The organism is Candidatus Infernicultor aquiphilus (assembly GCF_002784285.1).
GTDB lineage: Bacteria > Atribacterota > Phoenicimicrobiia > Phoenicimicrobiales > Phoenicimicrobiaceae > Infernicultor > Infernicultor aquiphilus.
In genome coordinates this window covers 1-333 of record NZ_PFKO01000383.1, presented here as the reverse complement: position 1 = coordinate 333, position 333 = coordinate 1, and the positions used below count along the sequence as shown (strand labels likewise).

Genomic DNA, 333 nt, shown 5'->3' with positions numbered 1-333 from the left:
AAACCCCAAGCAATTAATCCACCACTAAAGTTAAGAGCACCTAATTTAGGTCCGATAATATAACCAACGCCCATATATGCAGGGCTAATGCCAGGAGAACTCAATAATAAGCCACCTTGACCATTGATTGAAGTACCGGTAATAGTTTGTTTGGTAAAAACAACAAATTTTTCCCAAGCAACTGCAAAGAATTTAAATTCACCTAAGGCTTTAATAACAGCTCCACCAATCATTGCACCAAAAAGAAATTTGGAACCACCGCCACCACTTCTGCCTGCTTTGTGTATTTCGGCAGCAGCAACAGATTCAGGAAAAGGTAATTCTACGTCTTCA

At 39.6% G+C, this 333-nt stretch carries 1 protein-coding gene; it reads right to left on the bottom strand.

Going from position 1 to position 333, the window contains the following annotated elements; translation table 11 throughout:
* Positions 1 to 333 (bottom strand): OPT/YSL family transporter (locus tag COZ07_RS10635; protein ID WP_406608541.1); only part of this gene is annotated, 333 nt, incomplete at both ends.